Source organism: Pseudomonas sp. S2_F07 (assembly GCF_054668325.1).
Genome location: NZ_CP162758.1, coordinates 3,844,562 through 3,870,123, shown reverse-complemented (window position 1 = coordinate 3,870,123; position 25,562 = coordinate 3,844,562). Strand labels below are relative to the sequence as shown.

General features: G+C 56.8%; 24 protein-coding genes. 20 read left to right on the top strand and 4 right to left on the bottom strand.

Features of this window, described 5'->3' with window-relative positions:
- The first annotated feature begins 27 nt into the window (after positions 1 to 27).
- Positions 28 to 807: a lysophospholipid acyltransferase family protein gene (locus AB4O40_RS17595; RefSeq protein ID WP_056726768.1), complete on the top strand. Its 780-nt coding sequence runs from the start codon at positions 28 to 30 to the stop codon at positions 805 to 807.
- Positions 808 to 1,200: 393 nt separating this feature from the next.
- On the opposite strand, the gene gyrB is transcribed toward AB4O40_RS17595, so the two are convergent.
- The 4 genes from gyrB to dnaA are packed head-to-tail and all read right to left on the bottom strand — an operon-like array spanning position 1,201 to position 7,411.
- Positions 1,201 to 3,618, bottom strand: a complete 2,418-nt coding sequence (gyrB, locus tag AB4O40_RS17590) for a DNA topoisomerase (ATP-hydrolyzing) subunit B (RefSeq protein WP_056727026.1) — start codon at positions 3,616 to 3,618, stop codon at positions 1,201 to 1,203.
- A 5-nt stretch (positions 3,619 to 3,623) separates the two neighbouring features.
- Complete coding sequence (gene recF, locus AB4O40_RS17585) at positions 3,624 to 4,727, bottom strand: DNA replication/repair protein RecF (protein WP_056726769.1); 1,104 nt, start codon at positions 4,725 to 4,727, stop codon at positions 3,624 to 3,626.
- Between the two features lie 20 nt (positions 4,728 to 4,747).
- Positions 4,748 to 5,851, bottom strand: coding sequence for a DNA polymerase III subunit beta (gene dnaN / locus AB4O40_RS17580; RefSeq protein WP_007969885.1), 1,104 nt, complete (start codon positions 5,849 to 5,851; stop codon positions 4,748 to 4,750).
- Between the two features lie 39 nt (positions 5,852 to 5,890).
- Complete coding sequence (dnaA, locus tag AB4O40_RS17575) at positions 5,891 to 7,411, bottom strand: chromosomal replication initiator protein DnaA (RefSeq protein WP_056726770.1); 1,521 nt, start codon at positions 7,409 to 7,411, stop codon at positions 5,891 to 5,893.
- Between the two features lie 566 nt (positions 7,412 to 7,977).
- Between dnaA and rpmH the strand changes: the two genes are divergently transcribed.
- The 19 genes from rpmH to glmU all read left to right on the top strand — a co-directional run bounded on the left by rpmH (position 7,978) and on the right by glmU (position 25,435).
- The gene (rpmH, locus tag AB4O40_RS17570; protein WP_003213577.1) at positions 7,978 to 8,112 is read left to right on the top strand and encodes a 50S ribosomal protein L34; all 135 of its coding nucleotides are present in this window, start codon (positions 7,978 to 7,980) and stop codon (positions 8,110 to 8,112) included.
- Positions 8,113 to 8,128: 16 nt separating this feature from the next.
- On the top strand, positions 8,129 to 8,530 hold the full coding sequence (gene rnpA, locus AB4O40_RS17565) for a ribonuclease P protein component (RefSeq protein ID WP_056727027.1): 402 nt from the start codon (positions 8,129 to 8,131) through the stop codon (positions 8,528 to 8,530).
- The gene (yidD, locus tag AB4O40_RS17560; RefSeq protein WP_010207715.1) at positions 8,523 to 8,768 is read left to right on the top strand and encodes a membrane protein insertion efficiency factor YidD; all 246 of its coding nucleotides are present in this window, start codon (positions 8,523 to 8,525) and stop codon (positions 8,766 to 8,768) included. The genes rnpA and yidD overlap by 8 nt, the downstream gene beginning before the upstream one ends.
- Before the next feature lie 2 nt (positions 8,769 to 8,770).
- On the top strand, positions 8,771 to 10,450 hold the full coding sequence (gene yidC / locus AB4O40_RS17555) for a membrane protein insertase YidC (RefSeq protein WP_460053772.1): 1,680 nt from the start codon (positions 8,771 to 8,773) through the stop codon (positions 10,448 to 10,450).
- A 79-nt stretch (positions 10,451 to 10,529) separates the two neighbouring features.
- Complete coding sequence (mnmE, locus tag AB4O40_RS17550; protein ID WP_056726772.1) at positions 10,530 to 11,900, top strand: tRNA uridine-5-carboxymethylaminomethyl(34) synthesis GTPase MnmE; 1,371 nt, start codon at positions 10,530 to 10,532, stop codon at positions 11,898 to 11,900.
- Positions 11,901 to 12,450: 550 nt separating this feature from the next.
- Complete coding sequence (gene mnmG / locus AB4O40_RS17545) at positions 12,451 to 14,349, top strand: tRNA uridine-5-carboxymethylaminomethyl(34) synthesis enzyme MnmG (protein ID WP_056726773.1); 1,899 nt, start codon at positions 12,451 to 12,453, stop codon at positions 14,347 to 14,349.
- Entirely contained in the window at positions 14,346 to 14,990 is a 645-nt protein-coding gene (rsmG, locus tag AB4O40_RS17540; RefSeq protein ID WP_007969895.1) for a 16S rRNA (guanine(527)-N(7))-methyltransferase RsmG, read from the top strand. The genes mnmG and rsmG overlap by 4 nt, the downstream gene beginning before the upstream one ends.
- A gap of 18 nt (positions 14,991 to 15,008) precedes the next feature.
- Positions 15,009 to 15,806 (top strand): ParA family protein, encoded by a 798-nt coding sequence (locus tag AB4O40_RS17535; protein WP_056726774.1) that lies wholly within the window; start codon positions 15,009 to 15,011, stop codon positions 15,804 to 15,806.
- A 9-nt stretch (positions 15,807 to 15,815) separates the two neighbouring features.
- Complete coding sequence (locus AB4O40_RS17530) at positions 15,816 to 16,688, top strand: ParB/RepB/Spo0J family partition protein (RefSeq protein ID WP_056726775.1); 873 nt, start codon at positions 15,816 to 15,818, stop codon at positions 16,686 to 16,688.
- 148 nt (positions 16,689 to 16,836) lie between these two features.
- Positions 16,837 to 17,244 (top strand): F0F1 ATP synthase subunit I, encoded by a 408-nt coding sequence (locus tag AB4O40_RS17525; RefSeq protein WP_008045685.1) that lies wholly within the window; start codon positions 16,837 to 16,839, stop codon positions 17,242 to 17,244.
- 16 nt (positions 17,245 to 17,260) lie between these two features.
- A complete protein-coding gene (gene atpB, locus AB4O40_RS17520; protein WP_056726776.1) occupies positions 17,261 to 18,130 on the top strand; it encodes a F0F1 ATP synthase subunit A in 870 nt (289 codons plus the stop codon).
- A 133-nt stretch (positions 18,131 to 18,263) separates the two neighbouring features.
- Entirely contained in the window at positions 18,264 to 18,521 is a 258-nt protein-coding gene (gene atpE / locus AB4O40_RS17515) for a F0F1 ATP synthase subunit C (protein WP_003097235.1), read from the top strand.
- A gap of 58 nt (positions 18,522 to 18,579) precedes the next feature.
- On the top strand, positions 18,580 to 19,050 hold the full coding sequence (locus AB4O40_RS17510; protein ID WP_008045681.1) for a F0F1 ATP synthase subunit B: 471 nt from the start codon (positions 18,580 to 18,582) through the stop codon (positions 19,048 to 19,050).
- A 12-nt stretch (positions 19,051 to 19,062) separates the two neighbouring features.
- Positions 19,063 to 19,599, top strand: a complete 537-nt coding sequence (locus AB4O40_RS17505) for a F0F1 ATP synthase subunit delta (RefSeq protein ID WP_008045680.1) — start codon at positions 19,063 to 19,065, stop codon at positions 19,597 to 19,599.
- Between the two features lie 21 nt (positions 19,600 to 19,620).
- Positions 19,621 to 21,165 (top strand): F0F1 ATP synthase subunit alpha, encoded by a 1,545-nt coding sequence (gene atpA / locus AB4O40_RS17500; RefSeq protein ID WP_030132553.1) that lies wholly within the window; start codon positions 19,621 to 19,623, stop codon positions 21,163 to 21,165.
- Positions 21,166 to 21,215: 50 nt separating this feature from the next.
- Positions 21,216 to 22,076: a F0F1 ATP synthase subunit gamma gene (gene atpG / locus AB4O40_RS17495; RefSeq protein WP_008045673.1), complete on the top strand. Its 861-nt coding sequence runs from the start codon at positions 21,216 to 21,218 to the stop codon at positions 22,074 to 22,076.
- Positions 22,077 to 22,103: 27 nt separating this feature from the next.
- Complete coding sequence (gene atpD / locus AB4O40_RS17490; RefSeq protein ID WP_008045671.1) at positions 22,104 to 23,483, top strand: F0F1 ATP synthase subunit beta; 1,380 nt, start codon at positions 22,104 to 22,106, stop codon at positions 23,481 to 23,483.
- A 45-nt stretch (positions 23,484 to 23,528) separates the two neighbouring features.
- Complete coding sequence (locus tag AB4O40_RS17485; protein WP_007969909.1) at positions 23,529 to 23,954, top strand: F0F1 ATP synthase subunit epsilon; 426 nt, start codon at positions 23,529 to 23,531, stop codon at positions 23,952 to 23,954.
- 113 nt (positions 23,955 to 24,067) lie between these two features.
- Positions 24,068 to 25,435: a bifunctional UDP-N-acetylglucosamine diphosphorylase/glucosamine-1-phosphate N-acetyltransferase GlmU gene (gene glmU, locus AB4O40_RS17480; protein ID WP_056726777.1), complete on the top strand. Its 1,368-nt coding sequence runs from the start codon at positions 24,068 to 24,070 to the stop codon at positions 25,433 to 25,435.
- Positions 25,436 to 25,562: the final 127 nt, after the last annotated feature.

The window sequence follows — 25,562 nt, the reverse complement described above, 5'->3', positions numbered from 1 at the left end:
GTATTGCCCGCAACGGTAAACGTCACCATGTCGATATTGCAGGCCATCAGAACCTTCCTCTTTTACCTGCTGCTGGGCACCAGCTCCTTGCTGTGGTGCAGCCTGAGTTTTTTTATCGCGCCGTTTCTGCCATTCAAGGCACGTTATCGCTTCATCAACGTGTACTGGTGCCGCTGCGCCTTGTGGCTGAGCAAAGTGTTTTTGGGCATTCGCTACGAAGTGAAGGGGGCCGAGAACGTACCTGAACGGCCTTGCGTCATTCAGTCGAATCACCAGAGCACGTGGGAGACGTTCTTTCTCTCTGCCTACTTCTCGCCGCTGAGCCAGGTGCTCAAGCGTGAATTGCTCTATGTGCCGTTCTTCGGTTGGGCCATGGCCATGCTGCGACCGATCGCCATCGATCGCGACAACCCGAAAGCCGCACTCAAGCATGTGGCGCAAAAGGGTGATGAGTTGCTCAAGGACAATGTCTGGGTGCTGATCTTCCCCGAAGGCACGCGCGTTCCTTTCGGCACCGTTGGAAAGTTCTCGCGCGGTGGCAGCGCCTTGGCGGTCAACGCCGAATTGCCGGTGCTGCCAATTGCGCACAACGCAGGCAAGTTCTGGCCGAAAACCGGTTGGGTGAAGAAGCAGGGCGTCATCACTGTGATCATTGGCGAGCCGATGTATGCCGCAGGCACCGGACCGCGAGCCATCGCTGAATTGAACGACCGGGTCCAGGCGTGGAACGAGCAGATGCAACGGGAAATGGGCTCGCTACCACCGGCTCCGCAAGCGCCGGTTTCAAACGATCAGGTGGCTGTCTGAGATTCTGTGGATAACCTGTGTACCGTTTCATTGAAAACCGTCGTTTTTTGTATGTAACCTTATGATTTTTTTACATATTTTTTTGAATGATAAAAACCATAAAAACGTGCATAAGTTTTTTTTGGACGTAAAAAAACCGGCTGATATAGCCGGTTTTTTTATGCCTGGAACAAACACTGGCTGTCGACCTGACGGGGCGGCCTGGATCACCCGGTTTCATTCTGCAAACAGCGGAATTTGCAGCCTGAATGTCTATCCCACCGAACTTAATCCGACACTCGATTCGCCCACAGATCGTGAGACAGGAGCCGCAACGGGACCGCGCGTTGCTCCGGCGAGACAATAAAAAAGGCCAACGCAATGCGTTGGCCTTTTCGTTGGTATCGACCGGGATCAGAAATCCAGGTTGGACACCGCCAAAGCGTTGCTCTCGATGAAGTCACGACGTGGTTCGACCGCATCACCCATCAGGGTGTTGAAGATCTGGTCCGCGCCAATGGCGTCTTCGATGGTCACTTTGAGCATCCGGCGCTGGCTTGGGTCCATGGTGGTTTCCCACAGCTGATCCGGGTTCATTTCGCCCAGACCTTTGTATCGCTGGATGGTGTGACGCTTGGTGCTTTCAGCCATCAGCCATTCAAGGGCTTCCTTGAACTCGGTCACCGGCTTCTTGCGCTCGCCACGCTGGATGTACGCGCCGTCGTCCAGCAGGGTGCTCAGTTGAGCGCCTAGCGAAACGACAGTCTTGTAATCGTTACTGCCGAAGAAGTCGCGGTTGAAGGTGACGTAGTTCGACAGGCCGTGGGAGATCAGTTCGACCTCTGGCAGCCACACACCACGCTCACGGTCTTCACGCAGGCTGGCCTTGTAGACCAGACCCGACTTCTCGACGGTGCGCAGACGCACTTCGTACTGGGCCAGCCAATCTTGCATCGCTGCGTGATCGGACAGTTGCTCCATGCTCACCGCTGGCAGGTAGATGAAGTGCTCGGTCAGCTCCTGTGGGTACAGGCGCGACAGACGCTTGAGGGTCTTCATCACCAGACGGAAGTCATTCACCAGGCGCTCGAGGGCTTCGCCGGAGATACCCGGTGCATCCTCGTTCAGGTGCAGGCTCGCATCTTCCAGAGCCGACTGCGTCATGTACTCTTCCATGGCGTCGTCGTCTTTGATGTATTGCTCTTGCTTGCCTTTCTTGACCTTGTACAGCGGTGGCTGAGCGATGTAGATGTAGCCGCGTTCGATCAGCTCCGGCAACTGACGGAAGAAGAAGGTCAGCAGCAGGGTACGGATGTGCGAACCGTCGACGTCAGCATCGGTCATGATGATGATGTTGTGGTAACGCAGCTTGTCGATGTTGTACTCGTCGCGGCCGATGCCGCAGCCCAGCGCGGTGATCAAGGTGCCTACTTCTTGCGAAGAGATCATCTTGTCAAAACGCGCCTTCTCGACGTTCAGGATCTTGCCCTTCAGCGGCAGGATGGCCTGGGTCCGACGGTTACGTCCCTGCTTGGCGGAGCCGCCAGCAGAGTCACCTTCCACGAGGTACAGTTCGGAAAGGGCAGGGTCTTTTTCCTGACAGTCAGCCAGTTTACCCGGCAGGCCGGCGATATCCAGCGCGCCTTTACGACGGGTCATTTCACGGGCTTTACGCGCCGCTTCACGAGCACGTGCCGCATCGATCATCTTGCCGACGACCAGCTTGGCTTCGTTCGGGTTTTCCAACAGGAAGTCGGAGAAGTACTTGCCCATTTCCTGTTCGACCGCGGTCTTCACTTCGGAAGAAACCAGCTTGTCTTTGGTCTGGGAACTGAACTTCGGATCCGGTACTTTCACCGAAATGATCGCGGTCAGGCCTTCACGGGCATCGTCACCGGTGGTCGCGACTTTGTGCTTCTTCGCCAGACCTTCGGCTTCGATATAGGTATTCAGGTTACGCGTCAGTGCGGAACGGAAACCCACCAGGTGAGTACCGCCATCGCGCTGTGGAATGTTGTTGGTGAAACACAACAGGTTCTCGTTGAAGCTGTCGTTCCACTGCAAGGCGATTTCCACGCCGATGCCGTCTTCGCGCTGAATATTGAAGTGAAACACCTGGTTGACCGCAGTCTTGTTGGTGTTCAGGTATTCAACGAACGCTCGCAGGCCGCCTTCGTACTTGAACAACTCTTCCTTGCCGCTGCGCTCATCCTTGAGGACGATGCCGACACCGGAGTTGAGGAAGGACAGTTCACGAATCCGCTTGGCCAGGATGTCCCAGCTGAAGTGGATGTTCTTGAACGTCTCGGCCGATGGCTTGAAGTGAATCTGGGTGCCGGTGGTTTCACTCTCACCAACGATTTTCATCGGTTCTTGTGGAACACCGTGGACGTAAGTCTGTTCCCAGATTTTGCCGCTGCGGCGCACCGTAAGAACAAGCTCTTTGGACAGTGCGTTCACTACCGACACACCTACACCGTGCAGGCCACCGGATACTTTGTAGGAGTTGTCGTCGAACTTACCGCCGGCATGCAGTACGGTCATGATGACCTCGGCTGCCGAAACACCTTCTTCTTTGTGCACGTCTACCGGGATGCCACGACCGTTGTCACGAACGGTTATGGACTCATCCGGGTGAATGATGATGCTGATGTCGTCGCAGTGGCCGGCGAGAGCTTCGTCGATCGAGTTATCGACCACTTCGAACACCATGTGGTGCAGACCGCTGCCATCGTCGGTGTCACCAATGTACATACCGGGACGTTTGCGTACGGCATCCAGGCCTTTCAGCACTTTAATGCTCGTTGAGTCGTACGTATTTTCTTCGCTCAATGCCTTCACTCCCGATGGTCGTGGGTCTGGGTGATACGGCCCTGTTCCACGTGGAACAGAGCGACTGGCGTTTCCGTCTGCCAGCCTTCCCTCAATAATTCGTGATCTACACAGGTGATAAAGACCTGGCAGCGTAAGTCTTCCAACAAGCGGCAAAGCGCGCGACGGTGGTGCTCGTCCAGTTCGGACGGCAAGTCATCCACCAGATAAATACACTGACCGCGTCGAGCCTGGCTGACCAAGTGACCTTGGGCAATCCGCAATGCGCAAACCACCAACTTCTGCTGGCCACGGGACAAGATGTCCGCAGCGTTATGCGCGCCCAGTCTGAGCCGCAAATCAGCACGTTGTGGTCCGGCCTGGGTATGCCCCATTTGCTGGTCCCGCTGAAGAGACCCGGCGAGCACAGTACTCAGTTCACGGTCCTTGTCCCAGCCGCGGTAATAGCTGAGCGTCAAGCCTTCAAGCTCAACCAGATCGCTCAAGGTTTGTTCAAAGACTGGTTTCAAGGCTTTGATATAAGCGCGGCGGTATTCATCAATTTCAGCGCTGGCCTGGCACAGTTCCCTGTCCCAAACCGCTTGCGAAACGGCGTCAAGTGTACCATGCCGAAGCCAAGAGTTTCTCTGGCGCAGGGCCTTCTGCAAGCGCTGCCAGGTTGACATGAAGCGCGGTTCCACGTGGAACACCCCCCAGTCAAGAAACTGCCGGCGAATCTTCGGTGCACCTTCCAGCAATCGAAAACTGTCCGGATTGATCAGCTGCAGTGGCAGGATCTCGGCCAGTTGCGCGGCGCTGCGAGCATTCTGCCCATCGATACGGATCTGGAATTCGCCCTGTCGATCCCGTGATATGCCCAAGGCGCTATGCCCACCCTCCGCTAGCTCAACCTGGCCAAAGACCGTGCATGCCAGTTGTTCATATTGAATGACCGGCAACAGACGGGTGCTGCGAAACGAACGGGCAAGCCCCAGCAGATGGATGGCTTCCAGAACACTGGTTTTGCCGCTGCCGTTGGCGCCGTAAAGAATATTGATGCGGGGGGAGGGGGAGAAGGTCACCGGGTGCAGATTGCGCACCGCGGTGACCGAGACGCGACTTAAGGACATCTAGCTTCTGCTGGGCATGATTACAGACGCATCGGCATGACAACGTAGGCCGAGTCGTCGTTATCCGATTCCTGTACCAGCGCACTGCTGTTGGAGTCGGACAGGATCAGGCGAACCTGCTCGGTGGTCATCACGCCCAGTACGTCAAGCAGGTAGCTCACGTTAAAGCCGATTTCCAGGGAGCCGCCGTTGTATTCAACGCCCACTTCTTCTTCCGCTTCTTCCTGTTCCGGGTTGTTCGCCTGGATCTTCAGCTGACCGCTGGCCAGTTGCAGACGGATACCACGGTACTTCTCGTTGGACAGAATCGCGGTACGGCTGAACGCTTCGCGCAGAGCCTGACGATCGCCAAGTACCAGCTTGTCGCCGCCTTTAGGCAGAACACGCTCGTAGTCCGGGAATTTGCCGTCGACCAGTTTCGAGGTGAAGGTGAACTCACCAGTGGTGGCGCGGATGTGGTGCTGACCCAGTACGATGCTGACATTGCCGTCCGGCTCGGTGAGCAGGCGTGCCAGTTCGAGGATACCTTTGCGTGGCACGATGACTTGATGACGATCCGGCTGACCGATATCGGCCTGCATCGAGCACATGGCCAGCCGGTGACCGTCGGTGGCCACGGCGCGGATCACACCAGCGGAGACTTCCAGCAGCATGCCGTTGAGGTAGTAGCGCACGTCCTGCTGGGCCATGGCGAAGCTGGTGCGTTCGATCAAACGACGCAGCTTGCTTTGCTCCAGGCTGCAGGTCAGCGAACCCGGGCCTTCTTCCACGGTAGGGAAGTCGTTGGCCGGCAGTGTCGACAGGGTGAAGCGGCTACGGCCAGCCTTGACCACAAGCTTTTGCTCGTCGACCTTGATGTCGATCAGCGCATCGTTCGGCAGGCTTTTGCAGATGTCCATCAGCTTGCGCGCCGGTACGGTGATGGAGCCCGGATCCGCCGGCTCTTCGAGTTGAACACGACCAACCAGCTCGACTTCCAGGTCGGTACCGGTCAGCGACAATTGCTGGCCTTCGACAACCAGCAGCACGTTGGAAAGTACCGGCAAGGTCTGTCGGCGTTCGACGACGCCTGCGACCAGTTGCAGGGGTTTCAACAGGGCTTCGCGTTGAATGGTGAAATGCATGGTCTAGTCCCTTGCCTTAATAAGCTGCGCTGGTGTTCATCAAGTGGTCAGCGTACGCAGCAGGTTCTTGTAGTCCTCGCGGATGTCCGCGTCGGATTCCTTAAGTTCGTTGATCTTGCGGCACGCGTGCAAGACCGTTGTATGGTCGCGACCGCCAAACACATCGCCGATTTCCGGCAAGCTGTGGTTGGTCAGTTCCTTGGACAACGCCATGGCGACCTGACGCGGACGAGCGACCGAACGCGAACGGCGTTTGGACAGCAAGTCGGAGATCTTGATCTTGTAGTACTCGGCGACAGTGCGCTGAATGTTATCCACAGAAACCAGTTTATCCTGCAACGCCAACAAGTCTTTAAGGGATTCGCGAATCAGCTCGATGGTGATGTCGCGCCCCATGAAGTGCGAGTGGGCGATCACACGCTTGAGCGCGCCTTCCAGCTCACGGACGTTGGAGCGAATGCGCTGGGCAATGAAGAACGCGGCATCGTGAGGCAGCTCGACTTTGGCCTGATCGGCCTTCTTCATCAGGATCGCCACGCGGGTTTCCAGCTCCGGCGGCTCGACCGCTACGGTCAGGCCCCAGCCAAAACGGGATTTGAGGCGTTCTTCAAGGCCTTCGATTTCCTTCGGGTAGCGGTCACTGGTGAGAATGACCTGCTGGCCACCTTCGAGCAGGGCGTTGAAGGTGTGGAAAAACTCTTCCTGGGAACGTTCCTTGCGGGCGAAGAACTGAATGTCATCGATCAGCAACGCATCCACCGAACGGTAGAAGCGCTTGAATTCGTTGATCGCGTTCAGTTGCAGGGCCTTGACCATGTCCGCCACGAAACGCTCGGAATGCAGGTACACCACCTTGGCATTCGGGTTCTTCTTTAACAGATGGTTACCCACTGCATGCATCAAGTGGGTTTTACCCAGGCCGACACCACCATAAAGGAAGAGTGGGTTGTAACCGTGCTTGGGGTTGTCTGCCACCTGCCAGGCGGCGGCGCGCGCCAACTGGTTGGATTTACCTTCAACGAAATTCTCAAAGGTAAAGGTGCGGTTCAGGTAACTGGTGTGCTTGAGCGCACCTTCGACCTGCACCGTACGTTGCTCGGCGCGCACAGGTGCCTGTTGCGAACTGGCACCGGCCATCGGGTCGAAGCTGTCACGTGAAGGTTCTTCTTCGGTGACCTCGGCCACTTTTTGCGTCGCACGCTTGGTCGACGCGGCGGCAGGTGCCGGCGACGGACTGGCGGGCGCTTGAGCAGCCTGGGCCTGGGAAGCCGCGGCAGCCAGGGGAGCATTGGGCGCGGCACGGGGTGCCGAACTGCGTTTGCTGCCTATTAATAAGGAAAGCGCTGGCGCCATGCCATTGCCGTGCTCATCGAGCAATTCGAGAACACGCCCCAGGTATTTTTCGTTGACCCAGTCCAAAACAAAACGATTGGGCGCATAGACACGCAACTCGTCGCCTTCGGCTTCGACCTGTAGTGGACGGATCCAAGTGTTGAATTGTTGGGCAGGCAGCTCATCGCGCAAAAGCTCCACGCACTGCTGCCAAAGTTCCACTGACACGGATATCCCCTAAGTTGAAAGCCGGTGAGGCAAAAACAAGCGGCCATTGTAGCGACCAGACGCCGACTTATCCACACGAAGGTGGTTCATCGACCAAGAAGAATCACCCTTTCATACGCAAAAAAGGCGACCAGTGGTCTGTGCATAAGCTCTGTGGATAACCGGGGTTAAGGTCGTTGCACAAGTGGGGGCGAAACTCGGTGGATAACCACCCTGTGGATAAAGCCTGCTTTCACACACAGGTTATCCGACAGCGCAGCACAGGCTGAACACTGTTTTCCACTGTAGTTGTCATTCTCTGTACAGCAGGTAAAACAAGGGTTGAATTGAGTTATCCACAGAAGGGTGCGGGCCTAGCTTTTATAAGCTTTACAGAAAAGCTTTAAATACTTTCCTTTCTTATTTTTATATCTACGTAAGGGGCAAGCGCCGAAAAACCTCTGGAGATCTATTTATAAGGAAACGCTGGTTGGAAATTGACCTGAAGGCTTGCTTTCTCTAGAATCCCCGGTCTCTTAAAACGGGGGCCATTCCGGCCCGTTGTGGACGAACCAGGTAACACGACAATGAAACGTACTTTCCAACCAAGCACTATCAAACGCGCTCGTACCCACGGTTTCCGTGCTCGCATGGCTACCAAGAACGGTCGTGCCGTCCTGTCGCGTCGTCGCGCCAAAGGTCGTGCGCGTCTGGCAGTTTGATAATCCGGCACTGGAGGTGAGTCAGGACTTCAGTCGGGAAAAGCGTCTGCTTACCCCCCGGCAATTCAAGGCAGTCTTTGACTCCCCTACCGGCAAGGTTCCGGGGAAAAATCTCCTGCTCCTTGCGCGCAACAACGATCTTGATCACCCCCGTCTCGGGTTGGTTATCGGGAAAAAGAGCGTAAAGCTCTCCGTCGAGCGCAATCGCCTCAAACGTCTGATGCGCGAATCGTTTCGCCTGAACCAGGATTCACTGGTCGGCTGGGACATTGTTATCGTCGCGCGCAAAGGTTTGGGCGACGTAGAAAACCCCGAATTGATTCAGCATTTCGGCAAACTCTGGAAGCGTCTGGCTCGCAGTTCGCCGGTACCAGCAGTCAAAACCGAAACTGTAGGGGTAGACAGTCCAGATGCGTAAACTGGCACTCGTTCCGATCCAGTTTTACCGCTATGCCATTAGTCCTCTGATGGCCAGTCACTGTCGTTTCTACCCCAGTTGTTCCTGCTACGCGTTAGAAGCCATCGAAAATCATGGCCTTCTTCGCGGTGGCTGGCTGACCTTTCGTCGTTTAGGTCGCTGTCATCCGTGGAATCCCGGTGGTTATGACCCGGTTCCACCTATCCCTACCTCCCGTTCTTCTTCGATGGCCGAGTAATCATGGATATCAAACGCACGATCCTGATCGTCGCCCTGGCAATCGTGTCCTACGTTATGGTTCTTAAATGGAACCAGGACTATGGTCAGGCTGCCTTGCCGACTCAGAATGTTGCCTCCAGTACGACTGCACCGGGCCTGCCGGAAACGGCAACTGGCTCCAACGCTTCCGCCAGTGACGACATTCCACGTGCTGCAAGCGACACCAGCGCACCTGCCGAAACTCCGGCGGCTGTGAGCAAGGACCTCATCCAGATCAAAACGGATGTACTGGACCTGGCTATCGACCCACAAGGCGGCGATGTTGCCCAGTTGACCCTGCCGCTGTATCCGCGTCGTCAGGATCACCCGGAAATTCCGTTCCAGCTGTTCGATAACGGCGGCGAACGTACTTATCTGGCGCAAAGCGGTCTGATCGGCACCAACGGTCCGGATGCAAATCCGGCCGGTCGTCCGGTTTATTCCTCGGAGAAGAAGGTTTATCAACTGGCTGACGGTCAGGACCAAATGGTCGTAGACCTGAAGTTCAGCAAGGACGGCGTCAACTACATCAAGCGTTTCACCGTGAAACGTGGCTTGTATGACGTAACCGTTTCCTACCTGATCGACAACCAGAGCGCCCAGCCCTGGACCGGTGCGATGTTTGCCCAGTTGAAGCGCGACGCCAGCGCCGATCCTTCGTCGACCACGGCTACCGGCACCGCGACCTACCTGGGCGCCGCCCTGTGGACAAGTTCCGAGCCGTACAAGAAAGTGTCCATGAAGGACATGGACAAGGCGCCGCTCAAAGAAACCGTCACTGGCGGTTGGGTTGCCTGGTTGCAGCACTACTTCGTGACCGCATGGATTCCGGCCAAGGGCGAAAACAATGTCGTCCAGACCCGTAAAGACAGCAAAGGCAACTACATCATCGGCTATACCGGCCCATCGATGAGTGTTGCACCGGGTGCCAAGGCCGAGACCAGCGCTGTTCTGTACGCCGGTCCGAAAAGCCAGGCCGTGCTCAAAGAGTTGTCCCCAGGTCTGGAACTGACGGTCGACTACGGCATTCTGTGGTTCATCGCCCAACCGATCTTCTGGTTGTTGCAACACATCCACGCCATTGTGGGTAACTGGGGCTGGTCGATCATCTTCCTGACCATGCTGATCAAAGGGATCTTCTTCCCGCTGTCGGCTGCCAGCTACAAATCCATGGCGCGCATGCGTGCAGTGGCACCGAAACTGGCTGCACTGAAAGAGCAACATGGCGATGACCGGCAGAAAATGTCGCAAGCCATGATGGAGCTGTACAAGAAAGAGAAGATCAATCCGCTGGGTGGTTGCTTGCCAATCCTCGTGCAGATGCCGGTTTTCCTCTCGCTGTACTGGGTTCTGCTGGAAAGCGTCGAGATGCGTCAGGCTCCGTTCATGCTGTGGATTACTGACCTGTCGATCAAGGATCCGTTCTTCATTCTGCCGATCATCATGGGTGCAACCATGTTCATCCAGCAGCAGCTGAACCCGACTCCTCCGGATCCGATGCAGGCCAAGGTGATGAAGCTGATGCCGATCATCTTCACCTTCTTCTTCCTGTGGTTCCCGGCCGGTCTGGTGCTGTACTGGGTAGTGAACAACTGCCTGTCGATCGCCCAACAGTGGTACATCACACGTAAGATCGAAGCAGCCGCTAAAGCAGCTGCCTGATTTACACTGTGGATAACCACTCAAAACGCCCCCTAGTGGGGCGTTTTGCTATCTGTCACTTTTGTCTGGATACCGGTTTATGAGCGTTCCTCGCGAAACCATCGCAGCCGTCGCCACCGCTCAAGGTCGAGGCGGTGTAGGCATCGTGCGTATTTCCGGGCCGTTGGCCAGCGTTGCGGCCAAGGCCTTCAGCGGTCGCGAGCTCAAGCCGCGATTTGCTCACTACGGTCCGTTTTTCAGTGAAAACGACGAGGTGCTGGACCAGGGCATTGCCTTGTATTTCCCCGGCCCGAACTCGTTCACAGGCGAAGACGTGCTGGAGCTGCAAGGCCATGGTGGTCCGATCGTTCTGGATATGCTGCTCAAGCGTTGCCTGGAACTGGGTTGCCGTCTCGCCCGGCCGGGAGAATTCAGTGAGCGCGCCTTCCTCAACGACAAACTGGACCTCGCCCAGGCCGAGGCCATTGCCGACCTGATTGAAGCCAGTTCTGCCCAGGCTGCGCGAAACGCGTTGCGCTCACTGCAGGGTGCTTTCTCGTCGCGTGTGCATAACCTCACCGAGCAATTGATCGGCCTGCGCATCTATGTCGAAGCGGCCATCGATTTTCCGGAAGAGGAAATCGACTTCCTTGCCGATGGCCACGTCCTGAGCATGCTCGACAAGGTTCGCGACGAGTTATCCACCGTCATCCGCGAAGCCGGGCAGGGCGCCTTGCTGCGTGACGGCATGACAGTGGTCATTGCCGGCCGTCCGAATGCCGGTAAATCCAGTCTGCTCAATACCCTGGCTGGGCGTGAAGCGGCGATCGTGACCGAAATTGCCGGCACCACCCGTGACGTGCTCCGTGAACATATCCACATCGATGGCATGCCGCTGCACGTGGTGGATACCGCCGGCCTGCGCGATACCGATGATCATGTGGAAAAAATCGGCGTCGAGCGTGCCTTGAAAGCCATCGGCGAAGCGGATCGGGTACTGCTGGTGGTCGATGCCACGGCCCCGGAAGCCCTCGATCCTTTCGCACTCTGGCCGGAGTTTCTCGAAACCCGTCCCGATCCCGCGAAAGTCACCCTGATCCGCAACAAGGCCGACCTTACGGGCGAAGCCATTGCCCTGGAGGTCAGCGCGGACGGCCATGTCACCATCAGCCTGAGCGCCAAGTCTGGTGGTGTCGGGCTGGACCTGCTGCGCGAACACCTCAAGGCCTGCATGGGCTATGAACAAACGTCCGAAAGCAGCTTCAGCGCTCGCCGGCGACACCTTGAGGCGCTACGTCATGCCAGTGCAGCCCTCGAGCATGGCCGCGCTCAATTGACCCTGGCCGGCGCTGGCGAGTTACTGGCCGAGGATTTGCGCCAGGCTCAGCAGTCGCTGGGTGAAATCACTGGTGCTTTCAGCTCCGATGATCTGCTGGGGCGAATTTTCTCCAGCTTCTGTATCGGTAAGTAGCCCACCTGTTACTCACAGACAGGCCATTCGTGCCTGTCTGTTCTCTCCATTTCTGAAAAAAACCTCCAGTGCCGAGCGGACTTTGTCTGCTTTAGCGCAATTCCTGTACCCGAATTTCGAGCAAACGGCACTTTTCTGTGGATTAAGCCCTGTGAATAACCGTGGCTAAGGTCAGTTGATAACAGGGCCTGAAAACTGAACATAACCACCTCTGTGGATAACCACCTCTTTCATCCACAGGCTTACACCGGTTATCCAAGGGCCTCATTGGCACATGAACACAGGGTTTTGAATCTCTGTACACATTGAAAATAAAGGCCTATATCAATCTATCCACAGAAATGAGGGTGCATAGAAATAAACATAAAAACAAAGATTTAATAAATTTCTTTCTTTTTAATTTCTATAACTCCGACTTTTCCACAGCTGGTTAAATTTTGTGCAAAGGGTTCTTTAGGAAGGGCGAAGTCCCTATACTTGTCGACCAGGTCCAAAAACCTGAGCTCAAACTATTCCTGAATTACCTACTTAAGCAGGCACGAGGTGCGTGGTGGATTTCCCTTCCCGTTTTGAAGTGATCGTCATCGGCGGCGGTCATGCCGGTACCGAGGCAGCACTGGCCTCAGCACGTATGGGGGTTAAAACCCTGTTGCTGACGCATAACGTGGAAACCCTCGGTGCCATGAGTTGCAACCCTGCCATTGGCGGGATCGGCAAAAGCCACCTGGTCAAGGAAATCGACGCCCTCGGCGGTGCGATGGCCATGGCTACCGATAAAGGCGGTATCCAGTTTCGCGTGTTGAACAGCCGCAAAGGCCCGGCCGTGCGAGCAACCCGCGCGCAGGCAGACCGGGTTCTGTACAAGGCAGCTGTCCGCGAAATCCTGGAGAACCAGCCGAACCTGTGGATATTTCAACAAGCCGCTGACGACCTGATCGTCGAGCAGGAACAAGTCCGTGGTGTTGTCACGCAAATGGGTCTGCGTTTCCTCGCCGATTCCGTGGTGTTGACCACCGGCACGTTCCTCGGTGGACTTATCCACATCGGTTTGCAGAATTTTTCCGGCGGTCGCGCCGGTGATCCGCCATCGATCGCGCTGGCTCACCGTCTGCGTGAACTGCCATTGCGTGTGGGTCGTTTGAAAACCGGTACTCCGCCGCGTATCGACGGCCGGTCTGTGGATTTCTCGGTGATGTCCGAGCAACCGGGTGATACGCCGATCCCGGTGATGTCGTTCATGGGGTCCAAAGAACAGCATCCGAAGCAAGTCAGCTGCTGGATTACCCACACCAATGCCCGCACCCACGAAATCATTGCCGCGAACCTCGACCGTTCGCCGATGTATTCCGCTGCCGGCGAGATCGAAGGGATCGGCCCGCGTTATTGCCCGTCGATCGAAGACAAGATCCATCGCTTTGCCGACAAGGAAAGCCATCAGGTGTTTATCGAACCGGAAGGTTTGACCACTCATGAGCTGTATCCGAACGGGATATCCACAAGCTTGCCGTTCGACGTGCAATTGCAGATCGTGCAATCGATCCGCGGCATGGAAAACGCGCACATCGTGCGTCCGGGCTACGCGATCGAGTACGACTACTTCGATCCACGTGACTTGAAGTACAGCCTGGAAACCAAAGTCATCGGCGGTCTGTTCTTTGCCGGGCAAATCAACGGCACCACCGGTTACGAAGAAGCCGGTGCCCAGGGTTTGCTGGCCGGGACCAACGCTGCGCTGCGTGCGCAAGGCAAAGAGGCCTGGTGCCCGCGTCGCGACGAGGCCTATATCGGCGTGTTAGTCGACGACCTGATTACCCTTGGTACCCAAGAGCCGTACCGGATGTTCACGTCCCGCGCCGAATATCGCTTGATCCTGCGCGAAGACAACGCCGACCTGCGCCTGACCGAAAAAGGCCGCGAACTGGGTCTGGTGGATGACTTGCGCTGGGCAGCTTTCTGCAAAAAACGCGAAAGCATCGAACTGGAAGAGCAGCGCCTGAAAAGCACCTGGGTACGCCCCGGCACCGAACAGGGCGATGCCATTGCCGAAAAATTCGGCACGCCACTGACTCACGAATACAACCTGCTCAATCTCTTGAGTCGTCCGGAAATCGACTACGCTGGTCTGATCGCCGTGACCGGTGGCGGCGCAGAAGATCCACAGGTTGCCGAGCAGGTCGAAATCAAGACCAAGTACGCCGGCTACATCGATCGTCAACAGGACGAAATCGCCCGCTTGCGCGCCAGCGAAGACACCAAACTGCCTGTGGATATCGATTACACGAATATTTCCGGTCTCTCCAAGGAGATCCAGAGCAAGCTCGGCGCGACCCGTCCAGAAACCCTGGGCCAGGCCTCGCGTATCCCGGGCGTTACGCCGGCAGCCATTTCGCTGTTGATGATTCATTTGAAAAAACGCGGCGCGGGCCGTCAGTTGGAGCAAAGCGCTTGAGTTCGTTGGTCACTTCGCAACACGCAGAAGAGTTATCCACAGGTGCTCGCCAACTCGGTGTCACGCTGACAGAAACCCAGCACGCACAGTTGCTGGGTTACCTGGCCCTGTTGATCAAGTGGAACAAGGCTTACAACCTCACCGCCGTGCGTGATCCGGACGAAATGGTTTCCCGTCATTTGCTCGATAGCCTGAGCGTGATGTCGTTCATCGAAAACGGTCGCTGGCTCGACGTCGGCAGTGGCGGCGGCATGCCTGGCATTCCGCTGGCGATCCTGTTTCCCGAGTCCCAGGTGACCTGCCTGGACAGCAACGGCAAGAAAACCCGCTTCCTGACCCAGGTCAAACTCGAACTCAAACTGGATAACCTGCAAGTTATCCACAGTCGCGTCGAAGCATTCCAGCCTGCCCAACCGTTCAACGGGATCATTTCCCGGGCGTTCAGCAGCATGGAGAACTTCAGCAACTGGACTCGCCACCTCGGCGATAGCGAAACACGCTGGCTGGCAATGAAGGGCGTTCATCCGGCCGATGAGCTGGTAGCATTGCCGGCAGACTTCCACCTCGATAGCGAACACGCCCTGGCCGTACCTGGTTGCCAAGGCCAACGCCATCTGCTGATACTGCGCCGCACGGCATGATTGGGAACACAAGCAAGAATGGCTAAGGTATTCGCGATTGCGAACCAAAAGGGTGGCGTGGGCAAAACCACCACCTGCATCAACCTCGCAGCATCCCTGGTCGCGACCAAGCGCCGGGTGCTGTTGATCGATCTTGATCCACAGGGCAACGCCACCATGGGTAGCGGTGTGGATAAACATGGCCTGGAAAACTCGGTCTACGACCTGCTGATCGGAGAATGTGACCTGGCCCAGGCCATGCACTTCTCCGAGCATGGTGGTTACCAGCTGTTGCCGGCCAACCGCGACCTCACCGCGGCCGAAGTGGTTCTGCTGGAAATGCAGATGAAGGAAAGCCGTCTGCGCAGCGCGCTGGCGCCGATCCGGGAAAACTACGATTACATTCTGATCGACTGCCCGCCATCGCTGTCGATGCTGACCTTGAACGCACTGGTTGCCGCCGACGGGGTCATTATCCCCATGCAGTGCGAGTACTTCGCACTTGAAGGCTTGAGCGATCTTGTGGATAACATCAAGCGTATCTCTGAACTGCTGAACCCGAACCTCAAGGTCGAAGGCCTGCTGCGTACGATGTACGACCCGCGCCTGAGCCTGATGAACGATGTCTCGGCGCAGCTCAAGGAACACTTCGGCGAGCAGCTCTACGACACCGTCATTCCGCGCAACATCCGTCTGGCTGAAGCGCCAAGCTACGGCATGCCGGCGCTGGCGTACGACAAAACATCGCGAGGCGCCGTTGCCTACCTGGCATTGGCGGGCGAAATGGTTCGTCGTCAACGCAAAAACTCACGCATCGCCGCTGCTCAGGCAACTTAAGGAATCCCCATGGCCGTCAAGAAACGAGGTCTCGGACGTGGACTGGATGCTCTGTTGAGTGGTCCGACTGTCAGCTCGCTGGAAGAACAAGCGGCGCAAGCCGATCTGCGTGAGCTGCAGCACCTTCCCCTTGATCTGCTCCAGCGCGGCAAGTACCAGCCGCGTCGTGACATGGATCCGCAGGCGCTCGAAGAGCTGGCGCAGTCGATCAAGGCCCAGGGCGTCATGCAGCCTATCGTGGTTCGCCCGATCGGCGGCGGCCGCTTCGAGATCATCGCCGGCGAACGTCGCTGGCGCGCCAGCCAGCAGGCCGGGCAGGAAACGATCCCGGCGATGGTTCGCGATGTACCCGATGAAACCGCGATCGCCATCGCGCTGATCGAGAACATCCAGCGCGAAGACCTGAATCCGATTGAAGAAGCGGTGGCCCTGCAGCGTTTGCAGCAGGAGTTCCAGCTGACCCAGCAACAGGTGGCCGAGGCCGTGGGCAAGTCGCGGGTGACCGTGGCCAACCTGTTGCGCCTGATTTCCCTGCCGGAAGTCATCAAGACCATGTTGTCCCACGGCGACCTGGAAATGGGTCATGCCCGTGCTTTGCTCGGTTTACCGGAAATTCAACAGGTTGAAGGGGCGCGACATGTTGTCGCACGCGGGCTGACCGTGCGCCAGACAGAGGCACTGGTTCGCCAGTGGTTGAGTGGTAAACCGGAGCCTGTGGAAGCGGCAAAACCGGACCCGGATATTGCTCGTCTCGAACAGCGCCTGGCCGAGCGCCTAGGCTCTGCGGTGCAGATCCGCCACGGTAAGAAGGGTAAAGGGCAGTTGGTGATTGGCTACAACTCACTGGATGAGCTTCAAGGCGTACTTGCACATATCCGCTGAAACATTTCCTCATGTAGCGCGCAGTCGGAAATCACTACCTGACAGTTGAATAGGGGCAGAACCGCCCCTATACTCTGCGCGCATTTTGTCGGCACAAATTATGCCAAGTTATTGAATTTCGGCAGCCGACCATTGGAGAGTAAAAGTGATGGAAACCCGCACGCCAAACCGCCTGCCCTTCCATCGCCTGGCAGTTTTTCCGGTGTTAATGGCTCAATTTGTCGTATTGCTGATTGCCGCTTTGGCGCTTTGGTACCGATATGGAGTCGTTGCCGGGTACTCGGGACTCTGCGGAGGCCTGATAGCCTTGCTACCCAATGTTTATTTCGCTCACAGGGCATTTCGGTTTTCCGGCGCTCGAGCGGCCCAGTCCATCGTCCGGTCTTTTTATGCCGGCGAGGCAGGCAAACTGATTTTGACGGCAGTGCTGTTTGCACTGGTGTTTGCAGGTGTGAAGCCACTGGCGCCGATTGCAGTATTCGGTGCCTTCGTGCTGACTCAGTCAGTCAGCTGGTTCGCTCCCCTGCTGATGAGAACAAGACTTTCGAGACCTTAGGGCGTTTGAGGCAACCATGGCAGAAACAACCGCTTCGGGCTATATCCAGCACCACTTGCAGAACCTGACCTTCGGTCAGCTCCCAAACGGCGGCTGGGGCTTTGCCCACACCGCAGCAGAAGCCAAGGAAATGGGCTTCTGGGCTTTCCACGTCGATACTCTCGGCTGGTCGGTCGCATTGGGTCTGATCTTCGTTCTTCTTTTCCGCATGGCGGCAAAGAAAGCGACTTCCGGTCAGCCAGGTGCTTTGCAGAACTTCGTTGAAGTATTGGTCGAATTCGTCGATGGCAGCGTGAAAGACAGCTTCCATGGCCGTAGCCCGGTGATTGCACCGCTGGCACTGACCATCTTCGTCTGGGTGTTCCTGATGAACGCCGTCGACCTGGTACCGGTCGACTGGATTCCTCAGCTGGCCATCCTGATCTCCGGTGATGCGCACATCCCGTTCCGCGCCGTGTCGACCACCGACCCGAACGCGACCCTGGGCATGGCTATCTCGGTCTTCGCACTGATCATTTTCTACAGCATCAAGGTCAAGGGCATCGGCGGCTTCATCGGCGAACTGACCCTGCACCCGTTCGGCAGCAAGAACATTTTCGTTCAGGCCCTGCTGATCCCGGTGAACTTCCTGCTGGAATTCGTGACCCTGATCGCCAAGCCGATCTCCCTGGCTCTGCGTCTGTTCGGCAACATGTACGCCGGTGAGCTGGTCTTCATTCTGATTGCTGTGATGTTCGGCAGCGGTCTGCTCTGGCTTAGTGGCCTGGGCGTTGTTCTGCAGTGGGCGTGGGCTGTGTTCCACATCCTGATCATCACCCTGCAGGCGTTCATCTTCATGATGTTGACCATCGTTTACCTGTCGATGGCACACGAAGAAAACCATTAAGACCAGTCTCGACTAGTCTGATGTCCTTCCCGGTAAAACGGGAAGGTGCTCCTTACGGGGCATCTGAAACGATTTGTTTTACCGCTTTAATCTAAAAAACCTAAACCATACGACGTAAAAGTCGGGAGGAAAGATGGAAACTGTAGTTGGTCTAACCGCTATCGCTGTTGCACTGTTGATCGGCCTGGGCGCACTGGGTACCGCAATTGGTTTCGGCCTGCTGGGCGGCAAGTTCCTGGAAGGCGCAGCGCGTCAGCCAGAAATGGTTCCAATGCTGCAAGTTAAAATGTTCATCGTTGCCGGTCTGCTCGACGCCGTAACCATGATCGGTGTTGGTATCGCTCTGTTCTTCACCTTTGCGAACCCGTTCGTTGGTCAAATCGCTGGCTAATTACTCGGATCTTCCGGGTAATTTGGTGTGATGGACAACGTAACTGCGAGGTGTTGGCGTGAACATTAATGCGACCCTGATTGGCCAGTCCGTTGCGTTCCTGATTTTTGTACTGTTCTGCATGAAGTTCGTATGGCCTCCGGTCATTGCGGCTCTGCACGAACGTCAAAAGAAGATCGCTGATGGTCTGGACGCTGCCAGCCGTGCAGCTCGCGACCTGGAGTTGGCCCAAGAGAAAGCGGGTCACCAACTGCGCGAAGCGAAAGCTCAGGCAGCTGAAATCATCGAGCAAGCCAAGAAACGCGGTAACCAGATTGTCGAAGAGGCTGTTGAAAAAGCCCGTGTCGACGCTGACCGTGTGAAGGTTCAGGCTCAAGCCGAGATCGAACAGGAACTGAACAGTGTCAAAGACGCGCTGCGTGCCCAAGTGGGCTTGCTGGCAGTCGGCGGCGCCGAGAAGATCCTGGGTGCCACAATCGATCAAAACGCGCACGCAGAGCTGGTTAACCAACTGGCTGCTGAAATCTAAGCGAGGGCGATCATGGCAGAACTGACCACGTTGGCCCGACCTTACGCTAAGGCGGCCTTCGAGCACGCTCAGGCCCACCAGCAACTGGCCAATTGGTCAGCCATGCTCGGCCTGGCTGCAGCGGTGTCGGAAGACGACACCATGCAGCGCGTGCTCAAGGCCCCGCGACTGACGAGCGCAGAAAAGGCCGCCACGTTCATTGACGTGTGCGGCGACAAGTTTGATGCCAAGGCACAGAACTTCATCCACGTCGTTGCCGAAAACGACCGTCTCCCGCTGTTGCCGGAGATTGCCGCTCTATTCGACCTGTACAAGGCCGAGCAAGAGAAGTCGGTAGACGTTGAAGTGACCAGTGCTTTCGCATTGAACCAAGAACAGCAAGACAAACTCGCCAAGGTTCTCAGTGCACGACTCAACCGGGAAGTGCGCCTGCAAGTTGCGGAGGACGCTGCCCTTATTGGTGGTGTCGTCATCCGCGCCGGCGACCTGGTTATCGATGGCTCGATTCGCGGCAAAATCGCGAAACTTGCCGAAGCATTGAAATCTTGAGTTTGAAGGGGCAGCAGAGCAATGCAGCAACTCAATCCTTCCGAAATAAGTGAAATTATCAAGGGCCGCATCGACAAGCTCGATGTGACCTCCCAAGCCCGTAACGAAGGCACTGTCGTCAGCGTATCTGACGGTATCGTGCGGATTCACGGTCTGGCCGACGTAATGTACGGCGAGATGATCGAGTTTCCGGGCGGCGTCTTCGGTATGGCCCTCAACCTGGAGCAAGACTCCGTAGGTGCCGTTGTATTGGGCGCATACCAGTCTCTGGCTGAAGGCATGAGCGCCAAGTGCACTGGCCGCATCCTGGAAGTTCCGGTTGGTAAGGAACTGCTGGGTCGCGTAGTCGACGCACTGGGTAACCCTGTTGACGGCAAAGGTCCACTGGGCAACACCGAGACCGACGCGGTCGAGAAAGTTGCTCCAGGCGTGATCTGGCGTAAGTCGGTAGACCAGCCTGTACAGACTGGCTACAAGGCTGTCGATGCCATGATCCCTGTCGGCCGTGGCCAGCGTGAGCTGATCATCGGTGACCGTCAGATCGGTAAAACCGCTCTGGCGATCGACGCGATCATCAACCAGAAGAACAGCGGCATTTTCTGCGTCTACGTAGCAATCGGTCAGAAACAATCGACCATCGCCAACGTGGTTCGCAAGCTGGAAGAAAACGGCGCCCTGGCCAACACGATCATCGTGGCTGCCAGTGCTTCGGAATCTCCTGCGCTGCAATTCCTGGCACCGTACTCCGGTTGCACCATGGGTGAATTCTTCCGCGACCGCGGTGAAGACGCGCTGATCGTTTATGACGATCTGTCCAAGCAAGCAGTGGCTTACCGCCAGATTTCCCTGCTGCTGCGCCGTCCACCAGGCCGTGAAGCTTACCCAGGCGACGTGTTCTATCTCCACTCCCGTCTGCTGGAGCGCGCATCCCGCGTTTCGGAAGAATACGTAGAGAAGTTCACCAACGGCGCAGTGACCGGCAAAACCGGTTCCCTGACCGCACTGCCGATCATCGAAACCCAGGCTGGCGACGTTTCCGCGTTCGTTCCGACCAACGTGATTTCCATCACCGACGGTCAGATCTTCCTGGAATCGGCCATGTTCAACTCGGGCATCCGCCCTGCAGTGAACGCCGGTGTTTCGGTATCCCGTGTGGGTGGTGCCGCTCAGACCAAGATCATCAAGAAGCTGTCCGGTGGTATCCGTACCGCTCTGGCTCAGTACCGTGAACTGGCCGCATTCGCCCAGTTCGCTTCTGACCTGGACGAAGCGACCCGTAAGCAACTTGAGCATGGTCAGCGCGTTACCGAGCTGATGAAGCAGAAGCAATACGCACCAATGTCGATCGCTGACATGGCGCTGTCGCTGTATGCCGCTGAGCGTGGGTTCCTGACTGACGTTGAAATCGCCAAGATCGGCAGCTTCGAGCAAGCGCTGATTGCTTTCTTCAACCGCGATCACGCCGATTTGATGGCGAAGATCAACGTGAAAGGTGACTTCAATGACGAAATCGACGCTGGCATGAAAGCCGGTATCGAGAAGTTCAAGGCCACCCAAACCTGGTAAGCCGCAGCGGGAGCCGCAAGGCTCCCGCTTGCTAACCTGATAGGTGTTACATGGCAGGCGCAAAAGAGATTCGCAGTAAGATTGCGAGCATCAAAAGCACGCAAAAGATTACCAGCGCCATGGAAAAAGTGGCGGTCAGCAAAATGCGCAAGGCACAAATGCGCATGGCTGCTAGCCGTCCTTATGCGGAGCGTATCCGCCAGGTAATTGGGCATCTGGCCAACGCCAACCCGGAATACCGCCACCCGTTCATGATCGACCGCGAAATCAAGCGTGTGGGTTATGTCGTAGTGAGCAGTGACCGTGGTCTGTGCGGCGGCTTGAACACCAACCTGTTCAAGGCCCTGGTCAAGGACATGGCGGTAAACCGCGAAAACGGCGTCGAGATCGATCTGTGTGTCGTTGGTAGCAAGGGTGCGGCCTTTTTCCGCAACTTCGGCGGTAACGTCGTTGCAGCTATCAGCCACCTGGGTGAAGAGCCGTCGATCAATGATCTGATCGGCAGCGTCAAGGTGATGCTGGATGCCTACCTGGACGGCCGTATTGACCGCCTGTCCGTGGTGTCCAACAAGTTCATCAACACCATGACGCAACAGCCTACCGTGGAGCAGTTGATTCCACTGGTGGCAACCCCGGATCAAGACCTCAAGCACCACTGGGACTATCTCTACGAACCGGATGCCAAGGAGCTGCTGGACGGCTTGATGGTCCGTTACGTGGAGTCGCAGGTCTACCAGGCGGTGGTCGAGAACAACGCGGCTGAACAAGCTGCGCGGATGATCGCGATGAAGAACGCTACCGACAACGCCGGTGATTTGATCAGCGATTTGCAGCTGGTCTACAACAAGGCGCGTCAGGCTGCGATCACCCAAGAGATCTCGGAAATCGTCGGCGGCGCTGCCGCGGTTTAACGGTTCAAATATTCAGAGGATCCAGCTATGAGTAGCGGACGTATCGTTCAAATCATCGGCGCCGTTATCGACGTGGAATTTCCACGCGACAGCGTACCGAGCATCTACAACGCGCTGACTGTACAAAGCGCGGCCGGGACCACCCTGGAAGTTCAGCAGCAGCTGGGCGACGGCGTGGTTCGTACCATTGCGATGGGTTCCACCGAAGGCTTGAAGCGCGGTCTGGACGTTGTCGACTCTGGTGCAGCCATCTCCGTACCGGTCGGTAAAGCGACTCTGGGCCGGATCATGGACGTTCTGGGCAACCCGATCGACGAAGCTGGTCCAATCGCTACCGAAGAGCGTTGGGGCATTCACCGTCCAGCGCCTTCGTTCGCTGAACAGGCAGGCGGCAACGACCTGCTGGAAACCGGCATCAAGGTTATCGACCTGGTTTGCCCGTTCGCCAAAGGCGGTAAAGTCGGTCTGTTCGGTGGTGCCGGTGTAGGCAAGACCGTAAACATGATGGAACTGATCCGTAACATCGCCATCGAGCACAGCGGTTATTCCGTGTTCGCCGGTGTGGGTGAGCGTACTCGTGAGGGTAACGACTTCTACCACGAGATGAAGGACTCCAACGTTCTGGACAAAGTGGCACTGGTTTACGGTCAGATGAACGAGCCGCCGGGAAACCGTCTGCGCGTAGCACTGACCGGCCTGACCATGGCCGAGAAGTTCCGTGACGAAGGTAACGACGTTCTGCTGTTCGTCGACAACATCTATCGTTACACCCTGGCCGGTACTGAAGTATCCGCACTGCTGGGCCGTATGCCTTCGGCAGTAGGTTACCAGCCGACCCTGGCTGAAGAGATGGGCGTTCTGCAAGAACGTATCACTTCGACCAAGGAAGGTTCGATCACCTCGATCCAAGCGGTATACGTACCTGCGGATGACTTGACCGACCCGTCGCCAGCGACCACCTTCGCCCACTTGGACGCTACCGTCGTTCTGTCCCGTGACATCGCTTCCCTGGGTATCTACCCAGCGGTCGATCCACTCGACTCGACTTCGCGCCAGCTGGACCCGAACGTAATCGGCCAGGACCACTACGACACCGCTCGCGGCGTTCAGTATGTTCTGCAGCGTTACAAAGAACTGAAGGACATCATTGCGATCCTGGGTATGGACGAGCTGTCGGAAGCCGACAAGCAGTTGGTAAACCGTGCTCGTAAGATCCAGCGCTTCTTGTCGCAGCCGTTCTTCGTGGCTGAAGTCTTCACCGGTGCATCGGGTAAATACGTTTCCCTGAAAGACACCATTGCTGGCTTCAAAGGCATCCTCAACGGTGACTACGACCACCTGCCAGAACAAGCGTTCTACATGGTTGGCGGCATCGAAGAAGCGATCGAGAAAGCCAAGAAACTGTAATCCCGGCGCCCGGCAACGGGCGCTAATTTAGGTTGAGGCAATCAGATGGCTATGACAGTCCATTGCGATATCGTCAGCGCGGAAGGAGAAATCTTTTCCGGTCTGGTCGAGATGGTGATTGCGCACGGTGCACTGGGTGATCTTGGTATCGCCCTGGGTCACGCGCCGCTGATCACTAATCTGAAGCCAGGTCCGATCCGCCTGGTCAAGCAGGGCGGGGAAGAGGAGGTGTATTACATCTCCGGTGGTTTCCTCGAGGTTCAGCCGAACATGGTCAAGGTTCTTGCCGACACCGTGCAACGTGCTGCCGACCTGGACGAAGCCTCCGCTCAGGAAGCCGTCAAGGCTGCCGAGAAGGCACTGCATGAGCGGGGCGCGGAATTCGATTACGGTTCTGCTGCCGCACGTCTGGCCGAGGCTGCAGCTCAGCTGCGCACCGTCCAGCAGATCCGCAAGAAGTTCGGCCACTAAGGCAGCACTTGTTGTGTGATTGATTAAAAAGGGTAGCCTCGGCTACCCTTTTTTCTTTTCCAACTTTTACAACCTGGTCGCAGCCGCTGACCACCCAGGATTGGTAGCCAGTCATGTCTCTTGAAATCGTTATTCTTGCTGCTGGCCAAGGCACGCGCATGCGTTCCGCTTTGCCGAAAGTCTTGCACCCGATTGCCGGCAACTCCATGCTTGGCCATGTTATCCACAGCGCCCGGCAACTTGATCCACAGCGCATCCACGTCGTGATCGGTCACGGTGCCGATGCCGTGCGCGAACGCCTGGCGGCGGATGACCTGAACTTCGTCCTGCAGGATAAACAACTGGGTACCGGTCACGCCGTTGCCCAAGCCGTGCCGTTCATTCAGGCCGACACCGTGCTGGTGCTCTACGGTGATGTGCCGTTGATCGAAGTCGATACCCTGCAGCGCTTGCTCAAGAAGGTGGGGCCGCAGCAGTTGGGCTTGCTGACCGTCGAACTGGATGACCCGACCGGTTACGGTCGGATTGTTCGTGATGCTGCCGGCAAGGTTGCGGCCATCGTCGAACAGAAAGATGCCAACGAAGCTGAACGCAAGATCACCGAAGGCAATACCGGCATTCTGGCGCTACCTTTTGCCCGTCTTGGCGACTGGATGAGCCGACTTTCCAATAACAACGCCCAGGGCGAGTACTACCTGACCGACATCATTGCGATGGCCGTGAGCGATGGTCTGGTGGTGGACACCGAGCAGCCGCACGATGCCATGGAAGTGCAGGGCGCCAATGACCGCAAGCAGCTTTCCGAACTGGAACGGCATTATCAATTGCGCGCCGGTCGTCGTTTGATGGCTCAAGGTGTAACGCTGCGCGACCCGGCACGATTCGACGTGCGTGGAGACGTGACAGTAGGCCGCGACGTGCTGATCGACATCAACGTGATCCTCGAAGGCAAGGTGGTCATCGAAGACGATGTGGTGATCGGCCCGAACTGTGTGATCAAGGATAGCACCCTGCGCAAAGGCGTGGTCATCAAGGCCAACAGCCATATCGAAGGTGCCATTCTGGGTGAAGGCAGCGATGCCGGCCCATTCGCGCGTCTGCGTCCAGGCACCGTGCTGGAAGCGCGAGCCCATGTGGGTAACTTCGTCGAGTTGAAAAATGCTCACCTGGGCGAAGGCGCCAAGGCCGGTCACCTGACCTATCTGGGCGATGCCGAAGTGGGCGCGCGCACCAACATCGGTGCTGGCACTATTACCTGCAACTACGACGGCGCGAACAAGTGGAAAACCGTGCTGGGTGAAGATGTGTTCATTGGCTCCAACAACTCGTTGGTGGCGCCTGTGGATATCCTGGATGGTGCTACCACGGCGGCCGGCTCGACCATTACCTCAACTGTGGATAAATCCCAGTTGGCCATCGGGCGTGGTCGTCAGAGGAACATCGATGGCTGGAAGCGGCCGGAGAAGATCAAGAAGAGCTGAGTTATCCACAGTTCGTTAGATCAAAAGATCGCAGCCTTTGGCAGCTCCTACAGGGTGACCAAAAATCCTGTGTAGGAGCTGCCGGAGGGCTGCGATCTTTTTTAGCTTATCCACAGCTCTTTTTATC